Here is a 15772-nt window from a genome sequence, read left to right as displayed (position 1 = left end):
ATTGGCCGAAAAGCAGGGGTGTCAGCATGAAGCGCGTTCGCAAGGCAGTTTTCCCGGTCGCCGGCCTCGGCACGCGGTTTCTCCCGGCCACCAAGGCCATTCCGAAGGAAATGCTGACCGTCGTCGACCGGCCGGTCATCCAGTATGTGGTCGACGAGGCGCGCGAGGCCGGCATCGAGCATTTCATCTTCGTGACAGGGCGCAACAAGGCGGTCATCGAGGACCATTTCGACGTCCAGTTCGAGCTCTACGACACGCTCGCCCAGCGCGGCAAGGACGACCAGCTCGCCCGCCTGCAGCGCCTGCAGCCGGCGCCGGGGCAAACGAGCTTCACGCGCCAGCAGGTGCCGATGGGCCTCGGCCACGCCGTCTGGTGCGCTCGCGAGCTGGTGGGCGACGAGCCTTTCGCGCTGCTTCTGCCCGACATGATCATGCAGTCGGAAAAGAGCTGCATGAAGGACATGGTCGAGCTTTACGCCGAGACCGGCAACAACATCATCGCGGTGCAGGAATGCGATCCGGCCGAGGCGCATAAATACGGTATCGTCGGCCGCGGCGAGGACACCCATCACGGCTTCCGCATCACCGGCATGGTGGAGAAGCCGAAGCAGGGCACAGCACCCTCCAATCTTTACATCAACGGCCGCTACATCCTGCAGCCGGAAATCTTCGGCATCCTGGAGAGCCAGGAACGCGGCGCCGGCAACGAGATCCAGCTGACCGACGCGATGCTGAAGCTGGAGAAGAAGCAGCCCTTCTACGGCTACCACTATAAGGGACGCACCTTCGACTGCGGTTCGCCGGAAGGTTTCGTCGAGGCCAATGTCGCCTTCGCGCTGTGGCGCAGCGACATGAACGCAAGCATGGCCGGCGTCATCCGCACGCTGCTGGACGAAGTGCGGCCGGTCGAGCGCCGCGGGGTCGCTTTCTAGGAGGTGTGGGCAAATTCCGCATACCACCGTAGCCCCGAGCGCCCCTTGGGGCCGGCAGGGAGCAGGGCGCGAGGCCGACGACGGAGTGGACTCAAGGCTTCGCAATGACGCGAGGGCCGCTGCTTCGATAGGGGCCTTGGCCGACGAATTTTCGAAGAGGGTTTGAGCTTCTTGTTCGTTCCTTCGTCACGACGCCGAAACCCAAACCCTCCTCAATTCACAACCCGAAATGTTTACCATAGACGATGATGGACGAGAGATGTCGTCAAGACCTGATGAACGAGAGCAGGTCGGGGTTGAGGACATCCGCATGCGTGGTGAGCATGCCGTGGGGATAGCCGGGATAAGTCTTCAGCGACCCGTTCTTCAGCAGGTTGACCGCACGCGGCACTGAACTTGCGAACGGGACGACTTGATCGGCCTCGCCGTGCATCACCAGCACCGGCACGGTGATCTTCTTGAGGTCTTCGGTATAGTCTTCGAGCCAGGAGTCGACAGTCGCGTAGTGAGCGAGGGCACCGCCGGCCATGCCTTGGCGCCACCAGTTCGCAATGATTGCCTCCGAAGGCTTGGCCCCATCTAGGTTGTAGCCGTAGAACGGATTCTCAGGAACGAAACGGTAGAACTCCGCCCGGTTAGCCAGCACGCCTGCCCGGATCGCTTCGAACCACTCCGGCGGTTGACCAGCCGGGTTGTCCTCGCTCCGGTACATGTTCGGCGTCAGTGAAGCGACCAGCACCGCCTTCGCGACGCGCTCCTGGTGGCGAGCGACATAGCGCGCCACCTCACCGCCACCTGTCGAGTGCCCGATATGGATCGCGTCGCGAAGGTTGAGGTGTTCGGTCAGGGCCGCGAGGTCGGCAACCCAGTGGTCCATGTCGTTGCCGGTGCTGGGCTGGTCGGACCGGCCGTGGCCGCGCCGGTCGTGGGCGATCACCCGATACCCGTGATGAAGGAAGAACGTCATCTGGGCATCCCAGTCGTCCGCTGTCAGCGGCCAACCGTGGCTGAAGACGATCGGCTGACCTGAGCCCCAGTCCTTGTAGAAGATGTTCACGCCGTCTGTAGTGGTGATCGTAGGCATTGTTCAGTTCCTTTCGATTGGCCGCGGATGAGAGTCATCGCTCGCTGGCGCGGCGTTCCAGCGATGATCAGTGACTTAAGATGACCAGTCGTCTATTAATTGCCCAAAATGTTTAAGTCAGCAAAGAGGGCAAAACAAAGCGCTCGAAGCTGTCGAAGGGCGCCCGGCTACGTTCAACCTTGGCCCGCATGACCGCCCCTTCGAACGTGTCGATCAGCGCGACGGCAAGCTGCCCTGGATCCTTTCCGGCCGACAATTCCCCATTCTCCTGCGCTTCCCGCAGGCATGAGGCAAGCGCGGCCGACCACTCGCGATAGATCGCCGCAAGCTTGATCCGCACATCCTCGCTCGTTGGCGTGACCTCCAGCGCCATATTCCCAATCAGGCAGCCGACCGCATAGCGGCGGCGCTCGTGAAACTCGGCAAGCCCGGCGAAATAGCGCGTGATGCGCGACAAGGGTGGCGTTTGGCCTTGATTCAAAATGGCCCCAAACTCAGCGACAACCGCCTCCCAATATTCGGTCAGTACCGCGACGGCGAAGGCTTCCTTGCTGTCGAAGTAATTATAGAACGAACCCTTGGGCACGCCGGCTGCCGCGGTGATCTCCTGCACGCCGGTGGCGTTGAAGCCGCGGGTGCTCACAAGGTCTCCCCCTTTTTCCAGGAGGCGCGATCGCGTTTCGGGATTGGCTGGTCTAGGCATGGGTTAATATATGACCGGTCGTCTTATTATCGTCAAGCGGTTTTTTTGGCGCTTCCGGTGCTCACGTATCTTAAGTAAGCTCAGCTCCGGTTATCGGAAGCCGTTGCTCTCGACTCGGCCCGACCTGAATCTCGGCATGGGCTTGGCCGTCGCTACCGCTCAGCGCTGGACCTTCAGACCGAGATAGACGCTGTTGGCCGTGTAGTCGCGGCCGACCAGGTTGCTGGTCAGCTTCTCGGTCCTGACGCGGGTGGTAAGCCCGGCATAGCGGTTGAGCCACCAGGTCAGTCCGGCTTCGGCGCTCAGGATCAGGTCGTGGCCGTCGGAGCCGGTATAGTCGCGCCAGTCGAGGCCGAGCGCGGTGTTCGCCGTCAGGTTGGCGCGGATTTGGCGCTCGCCGGTCAGACGGCCGGAGTAGAGGATATCGCCGCTCTCGCCGGCGTTCGTTGTCGTCTCCACGCTGGTCTTGCCGGTTAGCCCGATCGTGGTGCCGCGCTCGGGTGACCATTTGAGGTCGGCATTGATGCTTGGGCCGGCCACCGCCGGCAGGCGGCTGTCATCGATCGCTTCGCGCAGCCAGCCGACGGAGAACTCGCCGGACAGCTTCTCGCCCATGTCGAGCTCGAGGCCGGCGCGCGCGCCAAGCCTGGTCGAGGACCTTTGGAAGCCGTCGGTGTCGGTGCGCAGGTCATAGACGCGCCGGCCGGCCTCGACCTCCGTGAAGGGCGTCAGCGCGGGCGAGACCTCGTAACCAGCGCGCAAGGTCGCGGTGTAGAGCGTGGAGTCGCGATCCTTCTGCGACACGGTGGTGCCGTTGGAGAGCTCGGCATCGCCGTAGAAATCATGCGAAACCGCCCCGGTCAGCGCATAGCGCATCTTGCCGACAGTCTTTTCGAGACCGAGGCTGCCGTCCACGGTCTGGCGCAGCGGCTGCGAGGTGACGCCGGCGATCGCATCCGGCGAGGAAGCCGATTCGGGCGCCGCCTCGTAACCTAGCTTGGCGATGGCGCGCAGCTCGTTGTCGAGATCGACATTGAGCTGGCCTTCGATGCGGCCCTGCGCGTCGTTGATCTTTTGGCCCGAGACGGTGTTGCGGAACTGGCCGTAACCGGTGATCAAAGCCGAATTCTCGCGCCAGTCGGAGGTCGCGGTGAAACGCAGCGCAGTCTCCGACAGGACGGCCGATTTGCCGGTGCTGCTGGAATCGGCATTGGATGTCGCGGTGAAGCCTTGCTCGAGCGTCGGCCGGAACAGAAACGTGCCGATCCTGACGCCGGGAGCAGCGAACGGATCTTCCTCCGGCTTGACCTTCTGTCCATCGATCGATCCGGTACGCTCCTGGCCCGGGTCGAGCTTCTGCTTGTCGACGCTGTCGATGGTGACGGCGCGGCGGTTGCTGCTGTCGTCGTCGACCGCTGCCGCATCAGCCTTGTCGCCTGCGGAAGCGGTCGCGGCAGTGGTGGTGCTGTCAGTGGCCTCGCCCGCTTTCTTCTTGGCCTTCTTCTTGTCAGCGGTCTTGGTGTTCGCCTTGGTGTCGGTCTTGGCGTCCTGAGCGCGCTGCCTTGCCGTCGAAGGCCGGCGCGGCTTTGTTGGCGCTGTCGTGTCGGCCAGTGGATCGGTGGCTGCCTGCGGCTGGTCGAAGATGCTGTCCGACGCACCCGCCGTCTGGTCGTCATCGGGAACGGCGCCGGGGCTTGCCGGTTGGTAGGTCGTCGACGCCGTGTCCTGGACGGCCGCGGCGGGAGCGTTCTGATCCTGCGACCCTTGCGCCCGCAATTGCCTGGCCTTGCGCTGCTGGTCGGCAAGTATCGCCGATTCGGAAACCTCGCCGCGCAGCTCGGTTTCCTGCGAAAATGCCGGCGCCGGACGCAGCAAGGCAAGCGCGCTCGCCGTCAGCAGCAGTGCTGCGACGGCAATGCCCCTCCGACCGATTTTCGCTTCAGGCTGGCCCCCGGACATCGTCACCACTGCTTGCGCGGCGCGGTTGCGCCATACTTACCGAACCGTAAATGCGGATGGTTAACGGAGGGTTGAGAGAGCCCCCTCGAAAGCCTTCCGAGGGGCGGCTCAAGGCAATTCTGTTGGACAATTCTGTTGGACAGGGGCGCGGCAAAGCGCTAATCGCTTCGCCCATGCATGCGGGGTCCCCAGAAAGAAAGCAGCCCAACAGGCAGGCTGCGATCGAATCGGCGCTGAGAACGGTGGCGACGGAGCAGGCCGGCATGGCGGCCCTGGCCGCCGGGCTCGCAAACGGACTGGCCGAGCCCTTTGCGGCGGCCATCGACCTGATTTCGCGGATTGACGGCCGCGTCATCGTCACCGGCGTCGGCAAGAGCGGCCATATCGGCTCCAAGATCGCCGCCACGCTGGCCTCGACCGGCACGCCAGCCTTTTTTGTCCATCCGGCGGAGGCCAATCACGGCGATCTCGGCATGATCGCCCGGGACGACGCCATCATTGCCATGTCCTGGTCGGGCGAGAGCAAGGAATTGATGGGCATCGTCGCCTATTCCAGGCGCTTTTCCATCCCGCTGATCGCCATCACGTCGGGCGAGAGCTCGGCGCTGGCGCGGGCCGCCGATGTCGTGCTGCTGCTGCCGCCCGTGCCCGAGGCCTGTCCGCACGGGCTGGCCCCCACAACCTCCGCCCTGCTGCAGCTCGTCATGGGGGATGCCTTGGCGATCGCGCTGCTCGAGGCGCGCGGTTTCACGCCGGACCATTTCCGCACCTTCCATCCTGGCGGACAGCTCGGCGCCAATCTGACCCAGCTGCGCGAGATCATGCATGTCGGCGAAAGGCTGCCGTTGGTGCCTTCAGGCACCGGCATGCAGGAGGCGATCCTGGAATTGTCGCGCAAGGGTTTCGGCTGCGTGGCGATCACCGGCGCCGACGGCGCGCTGGTCGGCATCGTCACCGACGGCGACATCCGCCGCCACATTGCAAGCGACCTCCTGACGATGAGCGTCGATCAGGTGATGACCAGGAAGCCGAAGACGGCCAGCCCGGACACGCTGGTGGCGACGGCGCTGCAGACCATCAACACATCCGAAATCACCAGCCTCATGGTCGTCGAAGGCGGACGCCCGGTCGGACTGGTGCATCTGCATGATCTGCTGCGCATCGGCGCCGCCTAGGATTCATTGATATTCAGGTGAGGCCGGCCTGCAAATGGCGGCTTCCTGCGCTTCCGGTGCTCACGTACTTAAGTACGTTCCGCTCCGGTTCTCGGAAACCGCCATTTTCGACTCGGCCTGACCTGAATCTCAATGCACCCTTGGAAGCTCGGCTCAGATAGCCTCCACGGTCAACTCCAGATCGGTGTCCGCCGCCCCGGTCACACGCACCTGCGTGCCGACCGGCAGGTCGGGTCCGGAGACGCGCCACAGCGTGTCGCCAAGCCGGATGCGGCCGCGGCCGTTCTTGATCGGCTCGGACAGCGTCGCCGTCCGGCCGACCATCTGGGCGCCGCGGCGGTTGAGCAGCGGCTGGTCGATGCTGCCTTGGCGCGAGACCGCGATCTGCCTGCCGATATAGGCCGAGACTACTGCCAGCACGAGGAAGGCCAGGACCTGGACCTGCCAGGTCCAGAAGGCGGCGTCCCAGATCGCCAGCGACACTGCCCCGACGATCAGCGCAGCGATGCCGATCCACAGCATGAACACGCCGGGCGCCACGACTTCCATCACAAGGAGCACGATGCCGAGAACCATCCAGTTCCACGGGCCGAGTTCCGAAACGATGCGGTCGATCATTGATGTTCTCCCACCCAGACGGCGTCACATCAGTTGTCGCTGGGCTTGACGACCGGCGGGCGGGATGCCTGCCGCTGCGAGCCCGAAGAGCCATCGCCCTTGAAGACTTCCTTGGCGATTTCGCCGATGCCGCCGAGCGTGCCGATCAGCGAGGAGGCCTCAAGCGGCATCAGAACGATCTTGCTATTCGTGGCCGAGCCGATCTTGGTCAGCGCCTCGGTGTATTTCTGGGCGACGAAATAATTGAGCGCCTGAACGTCGCCCTTGGCGATGGCCTCCGATACCACCTGTGTGGCCTTGGCTTCGGCTTCGGCGGAACGCTCGCGCGCCTCGGCGTCGCGGAAGGCGGCTTCCCGGCGGCCCTCGGCCTCGAGGATCTGCGATTGCTTCAAGCCCTCGGCGGCCAGGATCTGGGCGCGCTTGTTGCGCTCGGCCGTCATCTGGCGGCCCATCGATTCAATAAGGTTGGCCGGCGGATTGATGTCCTTGATCTCGACGCGTGTTATCTTGATGCCCCAGGGATGCGCCGCCTCGTCGACGACGCGCAAAAGGCGCTCGTTGATGGCGTCGCGATTGGAGAGCAATTCGTCGAGGTCCATCGAGCCCATGACGGTACGGATGTTGGTCATGGTGAGGTTGAGGATGGCGTTCTGCAGGCCTGAGACCTGGTAGGCGGCCTGCGCGGCATTGAGGATCTGAAAGAAGGCGATGCCGTCGACGCCGACGATGGCGTTGTCACGGGTGATGATCTCCTGCGTCGGGACATCGAGCACCTGTTCCATCATGTTCATCTTGGCGCCGATGCGCTCGACTATCGGGTTGAGGATGTTCAGGCCGGGGGTCAGTGTCTTGGTGTACCGCCCGAAGCGTTCCACTGTGTAGTTGTAGCCCTGCGGCACCGTCTTGATGCCCTTGAAAAGGAGGATGACGACAAAGAAAACAAGAACAATGATCGAGATGCTGAAACCGCTAAAGCCCATTTCGTTTCTCCCTCAAAAGGCGGCGACCTCACGGAATCACTTAAGTGTGTTTCCGTAGCGTTACAATCAGGTGATCGCCAATATTGGTTAGCGGCGGGTTTTGCGCACCGCTTTCGAGCTGTCGATGAAGCCGGTCACACCCAGCCGGAAAGCTCACGCCGCACCAGCGCCTCGATGACCGCCATGCCCTCGGCGCTGTCATTGAGGCAGGGGATATGCGCGAAGTTCTTGCCGCCGGCATGATGGAAGGTCTCGGCTCCCTCGCGGCCGATCTCGTCCAGCGTCTCGATGCAGTCGACGGAAAAGCCCGGATTGACGACGGCGATCGACTTGATGCCGTCCTTGGCCAGTTTCTCGACCGTGACGTCGGTATAGGGCTGCAGCCATTCCTGTGCGCCGAAACGCGACTGGAAGGTGGTGATGAGCTTGTTCTCGTCCCAGCCGAGCCTTGCCCGCAATAACCGGGTCGTCTCCAGGCAATGCGTCTGGTAGGGGTCGCCCTTGTCGGAATAGGGTTTCGGGATGCCATGATAGGAGGTGATCACCACTTCCGGCACGAAATCGAGCGCTGCGATATGCTGCTCGATCGAGCGGGCGAGCGCTTCGATATAGACCGGTTCGTCATAATAGGGCGGCACGCTGCGGATCGCCGGCGCGTTTCTGATCTTCATCAGCGCGCGGAACAATTGGTCGTTGGCGGTCGCCGTCGTCGTTGCGGAATATTGCGGATAGAGCGGGAAGGACAGGATACGGTCGCAGCCCTGCTCGACCAGTCTTTGCGCGACGCTTGCGGTCGAGGGATTGCCGTAGCGCATCGCCCAATCGACCACCACATCGGGCAGGTCGGCGAGCGCTGCGGCCAATTTCTGTCCTTGAGCGCGGGTGAAGGTGCGCAGCGGCGACTCGTTCTTCTCCCGGTTCCAGATCCTGGCATAGTTCGCGCCGGATTTTTTCGGCCGGGTGGTCAGAACCAGGCCGTAAAGAATCGGGTACCAGATCGCCTTGTTGAGCTCGATGACGCGCGGGTCGGAGAGGAATTCCCTGAGATATCGCCACATTGGCTTGAAGTCGGTGCCGTCCGGCGTGCCGAGATTGACCAGCATGATGCCGATCCTGCCCGGCCTGACGGGTGCGGCGTCGGCGGACAGCGGACCGACAGCCTTGGCGGCTTTGGCATCGGCGGGGCTGGCAAGCGTCATGAACGGTCTCCGGTAGCGCCGCGGAAATTAGCGATGCCCCGCCGGTTTTCAATGCTGCGTCTGGCCGCACCTTATCGTGTCTGGCAGCGAAAAAGGAACACCCGCCCGCTTTCGGGCGGTGTCGTGAATTTCGGGCGGCCGCTTATTTCGCGGCCGGCGGGATGGTCAGCGTCGCGCCGAGCGGCAGGCGGCGCGGCTTGAAGTCTTTGTTGGCCTCGGAGATGAGCTTCCATTTGGTGGCGTCGCCATAGGCTTTCCTGGCAAGGTCCCAATAGGTATCGCCGGCGGCGACGGTGTGGCTGGTTTCCGCCGGCTTGGTTTCAGCGGGCTTTGCCGGCTCGGCGGCGGGAGCAGGGGTCGCCGGGGCTGCCTCGGCGGGAGCGGCCAGGGCGGTTTCAGCCGGAACGGCCGGTGGTGTGCCGGCTATGTCGCTGGAACCGGAAGGCATGGCCGGCATTGCAGGCTCGGCAGCGGGCGCCTGGGTGGCGGTCTCGGCGGGCTTCGCCGGTTCCACAGGCTTGGCCGGCTCAGCCGCTGCAGTCGTTGCCGCAATCTCGGTGATGCGGCCGTCAAGCTTCGGCGTGTATGGGCGATGGGCGCCGAGATAGTCGGCCACCACCTGCTCCAGGCCTGGGCCGTAGTCATAGGCGTCCGTGGCCTTCTCGGCGAAGACCTTGTAGCCGTCGCCGCCCTGGCGGACATAGTTGTTGGTGGCGACGAGATACTGCTTGTCCGGGTTGATCGGCGCCCAGGCGCCGTTCTCCATCACCTCGACCGATTTGACGCGGCCGGCATTGGGCGCGGCGGATTTGTCGAAAGAGTATTTCAGGCCGGCAACCTGCGGGAAACGGCCGGCGCCGTCCTCGACCTGGCTGAGACCGTTTTCGAGGCCCGCGACCAAGTCCTTGCCCGAGATCTTGAAGGTCGCCAGCGTGTTCTGGAACGGCAGCACGGTCAGCACCTCGCCCATGGTCACCGTGCCCTGGTCGATCGAGGCGCGCAGGCCGCCGCCATTCGAGATGACGATCTCGACGCCCTGGCCCTTGGTGCGGTCGAGGATGGCATCAGAAACGAGATCGCCCATCTCGCATTCGCGCGCGCGGCAGTTCTCGCGGCTGCCGTCGATCGCCTTGGTGGTCTCGGCCACCTCTTTGTTCTTCAGCGCCTCGATCGGCGCGCCGAGCTCCTTGATGCGGGCGAGCACGGCGGGATCGGGCGTGATCGACTTGTCGAGATAGATCGGGGCGCCGCTGGCTTCCTTGACGACACCGTTGTCGTCGAACACGACCTTGAACTCGCCGAGATATTTCGAATAGGACGCGGCCTGCACGACCGGCACCTTGGAGCCGTCGGGGTTGTCGACCATCGTCGGGTAGGGGCCTTCGGCCTTCGGGTCGGTGTTGGAAAGAAGCGTGTGGCTGTGGCCGCCGACCACCACGTCGATGCCCGGGATCTTGGCGATCACGTCGCGTTCGCGCCTGTAGCCGATATGAGTGACCGCGATGATCTTGTTGATGCCTTGCGCCTTGAGCTTCTCGACCTCGGCCGTGATCGATTTGACGTCGTCGGCAATAGTGATGTTCGGGCCGGGCGAGGCGAGTTCCGGCGTGTCGTTGGTGACGGCGCCGACGATGCCGATCTTCTGGCCGCCGACCTCGACGACGATCGACGGCTTGAACTTGCCGGCGGCGCCGGACTTGTCGTTGGGCACGACATTGGCGCTGACGACCGGGAACTTCGCCTTGTCGAGGAAAGGCACCAGTGCTGTCTCGCCGTCATCGAATTCATGATTGCCGAGCGTCACCGCGTCGGGCTTGATCTGGTTGAGGAATTCCTCTTCCACGGCGCCCTTGTAGGTGGTGTAGAACAGCGAGCCCTGAAAACTGTCGCCTGCATTGAGCAAGAGCACGTTCTGCCCTTCGAGCTTCTTACGCTCCTCAGCGATTGCGGTGATCAGCCGGCCAGCGCCGCCGATGCATTCGCCCTTGGTCTCCTCTTCGGCGGAACAGGTCGACTCGTATTTGTTGTTGCCTTCGATGCGGCTGTGCCAGTCGTTGAAATGAAGGATGTTCAGCGTGTAGTCGGCAAAGGACACGCCGGCCGACAGGCCAAGCGTCGAAGCGGAAAGGGCTAGGATGGCGGCAATCTTCTTCATCTTCGTCTCCCGGTAAATTGACTTCGACAGTGCTTAACGCCTTCGCTTGACTGGAAAATAACAGTCAGCCTCGGGTCATGTTCACATCGGGTCCCGGTCGATGCAAGCACAAATCGGGGAGATATTTGCCGGCACAAAAAAGGACGGCGGCTCGCGCCGCCATCCTGTCGGATTGATGTCTGCGAGCCTCAGGCCCGGCGCGTCAGCACGAAATTCTGGCCGCTGGCGCTGGTGCAGTTGAGCTGGCTGATCGAAACCATCAGGCAGTTGAAGCTGACGGGCGTCTGGCGGATCAGCGAGGTGCCGTGGATCTCGACCGAGGTCGGTCCGGTCATGGTGTAGCTGCCTTCCGACAGCTTCTGGCCGGTGTCGGTGGCGACCGTGGTGAAGTTGCCGGCCGCGAAGGTCGACAGGCCCGTGCCCTTGGCGTCGATCCAGTTGCCCTCGACGCCCTTCGGCGCGGCGGAGGCCGGTGGTTCCGATGGGCCGGTGGTTGTGCAGGCGGCGGCGGCCAAAAGGCTTGCCGCGGCGCCCAGCGAAAGCAGTTTGCGCGCAATGGTCATTCTTGAAAATCCTCTCCTCGGTCCGCTCCCTTCAATCGCCCGATTTCCGGGCGATTGCAAGGCGGTGAGGGTCGTCAAGCCGCCTGCTATCGGACCAGAATGTTGCGGAACTGCCACGGGTCGTCTTTGTCCAGGTCCTCGGGGAAGAGTCCCGGGCGGTTATCCAGCGGCGTCCAGTCGGTGTAGTATCCCCTGACCGGCCCGAGATAAGGCAACTGCACTTCGAGGCAGCGCCGGTAGTCCATCTCGTCGGCTTCCACGATGCCTGCCGCCGGGTTCTCCAGCGCCCAGACCATGCCGGCGAGCACCGCCGAGGTGACCTGCAGGCCGGTGGCGTTCTGGTAGGGGGCGAGCTTGCGCGCCTCGGCCAGAGACAATTGCGAGCCGTACCAGTAGGCATTCTTGTCGTGGCCGTAGAGCAGCACGCCGAGCTCGTCGACGCCGTCGACCAACTCGTTCTCGTCAAGCACGTGGTGGACCGGCTGCGGCTTGCCGGCGGCGCCGAACATCTCGTCCAGCGACAGCAAGGCGTCGTTGCAGGGATGGTAGGCGTAGTGGCAGGTCGGGCGGTATTGGACCTTGCCCTTCTTCGAGCGCACGGTGAAGAAGTCGGCGATCGAGATCGACTCGTTATGCGTCACCAGCAGGCCATATTGCGCGCCCGGCGTCGGGCACCAGCTGCGCACGCGCGTGTTGGCGCCGGGCTGCTCCAGATAGATCGCCGCCTTGGAGCCGTGCTTGTGCTTCTTGCCGTTCTTCGGCATCCAGCTTTCATGCGTGCCCCAGCCGAGCTCGGCCGGCTGCAGGCCTTCCGAGATGAAGCCTTCGACCGACCAGGTGTTCCAGAACACATTCATCGGCTTCGGCTTCTTGGTGCGCTGGGTGTCGCGCTCGGCGATATGGATACCCTTGACGCCGGCCTTCCTCATCAGCTTGGCCCAGCCCTCGCGGTCTTCCTGCGCGGGTTCCGAAAACTCGAGGCCAAGGTCGGTGGCGAGGTTGACCAGCGCCTTCTTGACGAACCACGAGACCATGCCGGGATTGGCGCCGCAGGTGGAGACCGCCGTCGGGCCGCCGGGCTTGTCCTGCTTTTCCTTGATCATCGCCTCGCGCAGCGCGTAGTTGGAGCGGCTGGCATTGTCGGCCTCGGGGTCGAAATAGAAGCCCAGCCACGGCTCGACGACGGTGTCGATGTAAAGCACGCCGAGCTTGCGGCACAATTTCATCAGGTCCACCGAACCCGTGTCGACCGACAGGTTGACGCAAAAGCCCTGGCCGCCGCCATTGGTCAGAAGCGGCGTGAGCAGCTTCTTGTAATTCTTCTCGGTCACAGCGTCCTGCTTGAAAGCGATGCCGCGCTCGTCGAGCAGCTTGCGGTCGGTGTCGAGCGGGTCGATGACCGTCATGCGCGACTTGTCGAACTTGAAATGGCGCTCGATCAGCGGCAGCGTTCCCCGCCCGATCGAGCCGAAGCCGATCATCACGACGGGACCGGTGATTTCACCGTAAACGGGCCAGTTTTCATTCGCCATTTTTTCGCACACTCCTTCAAACACGCGCAAAACCGGGCGCTTTTGGCCCGACGGCCAAGCGCTACACCACAGATCATTGTCATAAACCAGCGAAAAGCGCCAACCGCCGGCTAGGCCAGCCTGGCGCCTTGGTTAAGGCGTGCGGGCCATGCCGCCGAGGAATTCGACTAGCCGGTCGCGGTCGGCGGTCAGGCCCTTGTAGTCGAGCTGTTGCTGGTCGAGGGCCAGGAGCTGCTCCGCGAATGAGGCCGCCAGTGCTGCCCGGTCCGGATGCGCATCAAGCACCTTGAGCGGATCGAGGTGGATGCGGATGGTAAAGAGGATGTCGCGCGACGCAGGCAGCTTGCGCAGCGTCTGGCGTTCGACGCGGATGAAGGCATGGGCTTTGACGTCGCCGTCGGGGAAGCGGCTCGGACGGTTGGTGGCGCGGTCGATGCGCTCGACGTTGGAGAGTGGATGATAGAGCCTGTCATTCGCCTGGATCGACCAGTTGAAGCGCTCGACCGCCTGGCCCTGCAGTCCGTCGAACATGCGGTTGATGAGCTCGGCCGGCCGCGTGCCGGGGCCGAAGCCCGGCACCGGCTGGTGGATCTCCTGCAGCGGCTTGCCAAATTTCTCCCGCAGCGACCAGGATGAAGGAAAGCACAGCGAGCCGGCGGCGAGCCGCCAGCCGTGCTCGTCGCGGCGCATCAGGATCAGGTCTTCCTGAACGAGCAGCGAAGCCTTTGCCAGCGGCGCCTCGCGCAAGGCGGGGGGCAGTCTGTCGCTTGCCCCATCGAAACCGACCGGCTCGAGATCGGCTCCGTTGCGGCGGTGCGTGTCGGGATGCGCGGCTTCGAGATGGGCGACGAGCAGGTCGAGCACTTCGCGCTGAGCGTCGCTTGTACCGTCTTCCTCGACAAAGACCCTTTCCGGGATTTCCGTGTAGAGCCGCTGCTTTTCGGCCAGATGCGGCAGCAGGAACTCATCGACCTCGATCCAGCGATCGAATTCGAGCGGCTTCAACCCGATGGTGAAGAGCTTCGAGGATCCGTCATAGGGCGTATGGGTCGGGTGGCGGACGGTCATGCCTGTTTGGTTGTTATCCAGTTTATGTCTCCAGCCCGGTCAGCCAAGCCGCGCCGGGATCAGCCCGCGCAGCGAGTTGCCGACGAAGATCGCCTTCGCCGCCTTCAAGTCGTCGAAGCTGTAGATCGCTTCCACGGCGCGGCCTTCGTCCAGAAGCTCGCCGCGCAATATTCCAGGCAAAAGGCCGCAGTCGAGCCGGGGCGTGGCGAGCGGGCCGTCGCCGAAATCGGCGAAGAGATTGGTGATGGTGCCCTCGCAGAGCTCGCCGCGCTCGTTGGCTAAAAGCACTTCATCGGCGCGGGTGGCGAGATATTCCGCGCGGGCATGCGTGTAGACCTGACGCAGGCTGGTCTTGTGGCGCAGCAGCATGTTGGTGGAATCGAGCCGGATCCGCGCCAGCTGCAGCCGCCAGACCTTGTCGGCGGGCAGCGGTTCATAGGCTTGAGCGGCAGCCGTCGCTTCGCCGTTGTGCTGCAAGGCAAGGCGCACGCGCAAAGCAATCAGCTGTCCGTCGACGGCGTTCGAAAGCACTTCGCCGATGCGTTCGGGATCGCAGGCGAAGCCGAGTTCGGCGGCGGACGCATAAAGCCTGGCGAGGTGTCGCTCGAAGCGCAGGAAGCCGGAACCAGGCTCCCAGCGCATGGTCTCGATCAGCTCGAAGCCGGCACCATTCCCGTCGCGAAGCGCGCTTTCAACAGACACTCCCGATACTCCTCCTCGGCGGTGGAATCGAAGACGACGCCGCCGCCGACATTGTAGACCGCCTCGCCGTCAGCAAAGAGCGAGATGGTGCGGATCGCCACCGAAAAACGCATCCTGCCGCCCGGCGCGATCCAGCCGATGGCGCCGCAATAGACGTCGCGCGGCGCGTCTTCCAACTCGTGCAGGATTTCCATGGCGCGGATCTTCGGCGCACCGGTGATCGAGCCGCAAGGGAAGAGCGCGGCGAAGACCTGGCGGATGCCGATGTCCGGCAGAAGCTTCGCCCGCACGCGGCTGACCATCTGGTGCACGGTCGGATAGGACTCGATGCGGAACAATTCCGGCACGTCCAGCGTGCCGACTTCGCTGATCAGCGAGATGTCGTTGCGCAACAGGTCGACGATCATGCGGTTCTCGGCCTGGTTCTTCTCGTCGTTGCGCAGGAAGGCCTTCAGCCGGGCATCCTCGGCCTTGGTCGCGCCGCGCGGAGCCGTACCCTTCATCGGGTGCGTTTCGATCATGCCGTCGGCGTCGATTTCGAAAAACAGTTCGGGCGAGCGCGACAGAACGACCGGATCGCCGAGCGAGATCAGCGCGCCATATTTGACCGGCTGGCGCTCGGTCAGCGCGTCGAAGGCGGCAAGCGGATCGCCGGACCATTGCGCATGGACCGGGAAGGTAAGGTTGCCCTGGTAACAGTCACCCTTGCGGATGTGATTGTGAAGGCGCGCGAAACGGCCGGCATAGTCCTCGGCGGACCATGTTGCCCTCGCATCGAAGATCGGGCCGTTGCTGGCGGGCCCGGCGCTTTGCGGCACCGCCTGGTCGACAGGCGCATCGAAGATCCCGAGGCAGACCAAGGGCGCGCGGCGGCCCTCGGGCAGCAGCGGCACCAGTTTCGGCTCGAGCAGGTAGCCGGCCTCGTAGGAGAAATAACCCGCCAGCCATTTGCCGGAGTCGGAGGCGGCCTGGGCTCGCTCGAGCGCCGGCACGAACTCCTCCGCAGTGCGCGCGAGAATGATCTCGTGCGGCCGGTCGAACACCAGCTGACGCGCGCTCTCGTCGTTGCGGAAAATGGCTGCGGGCAGGGACATGAGCCTTG

14 protein-coding genes are annotated in these 15772 nt (G+C 63.7%); 2 read left to right on the top strand and 12 right to left on the bottom strand.

All coding sequences use genetic code 11. The features are described 5' to 3' along the window. Positions 1-26 precede the first annotated feature (26 nt). On the top strand, positions 27-932 hold the full coding sequence (gene galU, locus EN852_RS01445) for a UTP--glucose-1-phosphate uridylyltransferase GalU (RefSeq protein ID WP_127874625.1): 906 nt from the start codon (positions 27-29) through the stop codon (positions 930-932). 265 nt (positions 933-1197) lie between these two features. On the opposite strand, the gene EN852_RS01440 is transcribed toward galU, so the two are convergent. From EN852_RS01440 to EN852_RS01430, 3 genes are all read right to left on the bottom strand, one after another. Beyond that, the gene (locus EN852_RS01440; RefSeq protein WP_127864253.1) at positions 1198-2016 is read right to left on the bottom strand and encodes an alpha/beta hydrolase; all 819 of its coding nucleotides are present in this window, start codon (positions 2014-2016) and stop codon (positions 1198-1200) included. Positions 2017-2128: 112 nt separating this feature from the next. Beyond that, on the bottom strand, positions 2129-2659 hold the full coding sequence (locus EN852_RS01435) for a TetR/AcrR family transcriptional regulator (RefSeq protein ID WP_245519474.1): 531 nt from the start codon (positions 2657-2659) through the stop codon (positions 2129-2131). A 219-nt stretch (positions 2660-2878) separates the two neighbouring features. After that, a complete protein-coding gene (locus EN852_RS01430; protein WP_127874624.1) occupies positions 2879-4678 on the bottom strand; it encodes an outer membrane beta-barrel protein in 1800 nt (599 codons plus the stop codon). A 173-nt stretch (positions 4679-4851) separates the two neighbouring features. Here EN852_RS01430 and EN852_RS01425 point away from each other — a divergent pair, with 173 nt between their 5' ends. Next, entirely contained in the window at positions 4852-5853 is a 1002-nt protein-coding gene (locus EN852_RS01425; protein ID WP_127864816.1) for a KpsF/GutQ family sugar-phosphate isomerase, read from the top strand. Between the two features lie 153 nt (positions 5854-6006). On the opposite strand, the gene EN852_RS01420 is transcribed toward EN852_RS01425, so the two are convergent. The 9 genes from EN852_RS01420 to EN852_RS01380 all read right to left on the bottom strand — a co-directional run bounded on the left by EN852_RS01420 (position 6007) and on the right by EN852_RS01380 (position 15764). After that, positions 6007-6471, bottom strand: a complete 465-nt coding sequence (locus EN852_RS01420; protein ID WP_127874623.1) for an NfeD family protein — start codon at positions 6469-6471, stop codon at positions 6007-6009. A 29-nt stretch (positions 6472-6500) separates the two neighbouring features. Further along, a complete protein-coding gene (locus EN852_RS01415) occupies positions 6501-7451 on the bottom strand; it encodes an SPFH domain-containing protein (protein ID WP_127874622.1) in 951 nt (316 codons plus the stop codon). A gap of 134 nt (positions 7452-7585) precedes the next feature. After that, complete coding sequence (gene hemH, locus EN852_RS01410) at positions 7586-8650, bottom strand: ferrochelatase (RefSeq protein WP_127874621.1); 1065 nt, start codon at positions 8648-8650, stop codon at positions 7586-7588. Between the two features lie 142 nt (positions 8651-8792). Continuing rightward, positions 8793-10805, bottom strand: coding sequence for a bifunctional UDP-sugar hydrolase/5'-nucleotidase (locus EN852_RS01405; RefSeq protein WP_127874620.1), 2013 nt, complete (start codon positions 10803-10805; stop codon positions 8793-8795). Positions 10806-10993: 188 nt separating this feature from the next. Next, positions 10994-11368 carry a hypothetical protein gene (locus tag EN852_RS01400; RefSeq protein WP_127864260.1) on the bottom strand — a complete coding sequence of 125 codons (375 nt, stop codon included), beginning with the start codon at positions 11366-11368 and terminating at the stop codon, positions 10994-10996. 86 nt (positions 11369-11454) lie between these two features. Continuing rightward, the gene (locus EN852_RS01395) at positions 11455-12900 is read right to left on the bottom strand and encodes a homospermidine synthase (protein ID WP_127864261.1); all 1446 of its coding nucleotides are present in this window, start codon (positions 12898-12900) and stop codon (positions 11455-11457) included. Positions 12901-13032: 132 nt separating this feature from the next. Then, positions 13033-13968, bottom strand: a complete 936-nt coding sequence (locus EN852_RS01390) for a DUF3445 domain-containing protein (protein ID WP_127874619.1) — start codon at positions 13966-13968, stop codon at positions 13033-13035. A gap of 39 nt (positions 13969-14007) precedes the next feature. Further along, positions 14008-14670: an aminotransferase class IV family protein gene (locus EN852_RS01385; RefSeq protein WP_127874618.1), complete on the bottom strand. Its 663-nt coding sequence runs from the start codon at positions 14668-14670 to the stop codon at positions 14008-14010. Continuing rightward, on the bottom strand, positions 14619-15764 hold the full coding sequence (locus EN852_RS01380) for an aminodeoxychorismate synthase component I (RefSeq protein ID WP_127874617.1): 1146 nt from the start codon (positions 15762-15764) through the stop codon (positions 14619-14621). The genes EN852_RS01385 and EN852_RS01380 overlap by 52 nt, the downstream gene beginning before the upstream one ends. Positions 15765-15772: the final 8 nt, after the last annotated feature.

The sequence above is a fragment of the Mesorhizobium sp. M2E.F.Ca.ET.209.01.1.1 genome (genome assembly GCF_004010375.2).
Lineage (GTDB): Bacteria > Pseudomonadota > Alphaproteobacteria > Rhizobiales > Rhizobiaceae > Mesorhizobium.
This window is presented reverse-complemented; position numbering and strand designations above follow the sequence as displayed.

Coding starts and splice junctions, on each gene's coding strand:
- galU (WP_127874625.1), top strand. CDS start 27: ATGAAGCGCGTTCGCAAGGCAGTTTTCCCGGTCGCCGGCCTCGGCACG.
- EN852_RS01440 (WP_127864253.1), bottom strand. CDS start 2,016: ATGCCTACGATCACCACTACAGACGGCGTGAACATCTTCTACAAGGAC.
- EN852_RS01430 (WP_127874624.1), bottom strand. CDS start 4,678: ATGTCCGGGGGCCAGCCTGAAGCGAAAATCGGTCGGAGGGGCATTGCC.
- EN852_RS01425 (WP_127864816.1), top strand. CDS start 4,852: ATGCATGCGGGGTCCCCAGAAAGAAAGCAGCCCAACAGGCAGGCTGCG.
- EN852_RS01420 (WP_127874623.1), bottom strand. CDS start 6,471: ATGATCGACCGCATCGTTTCGGAACTCGGCCCGTGGAACTGGATGGTT.
- EN852_RS01415 (WP_127874622.1), bottom strand. CDS start 7,451: ATGGGCTTTAGCGGTTTCAGCATCTCGATCATTGTTCTTGTTTTCTTT.
- hemH (WP_127874621.1), bottom strand. CDS start 8,650: ATGACGCTTGCCAGCCCCGCCGATGCCAAAGCCGCCAAGGCTGTCGGT.
- EN852_RS01405 (WP_127874620.1), bottom strand. CDS start 10,805: ATGAAGAAGATTGCCGCCATCCTAGCCCTTTCCGCTTCGACGCTTGGC.
- EN852_RS01400 (WP_127864260.1), bottom strand. CDS start 11,368: ATGACCATTGCGCGCAAACTGCTTTCGCTGGGCGCCGCGGCAAGCCTT.
- EN852_RS01395 (WP_127864261.1), bottom strand. CDS start 12,900: ATGGCGAATGAAAACTGGCCCGTTTACGGTGAAATCACCGGTCCCGTC.
- EN852_RS01390 (WP_127874619.1), bottom strand. CDS start 13,968: ATGACCGTCCGCCACCCGACCCATACGCCCTATGACGGATCCTCGAAG.
- EN852_RS01380 (WP_127874617.1), bottom strand. CDS start 15,764: ATGTCCCTGCCCGCAGCCATTTTCCGCAACGACGAGAGCGCGCGTCAG.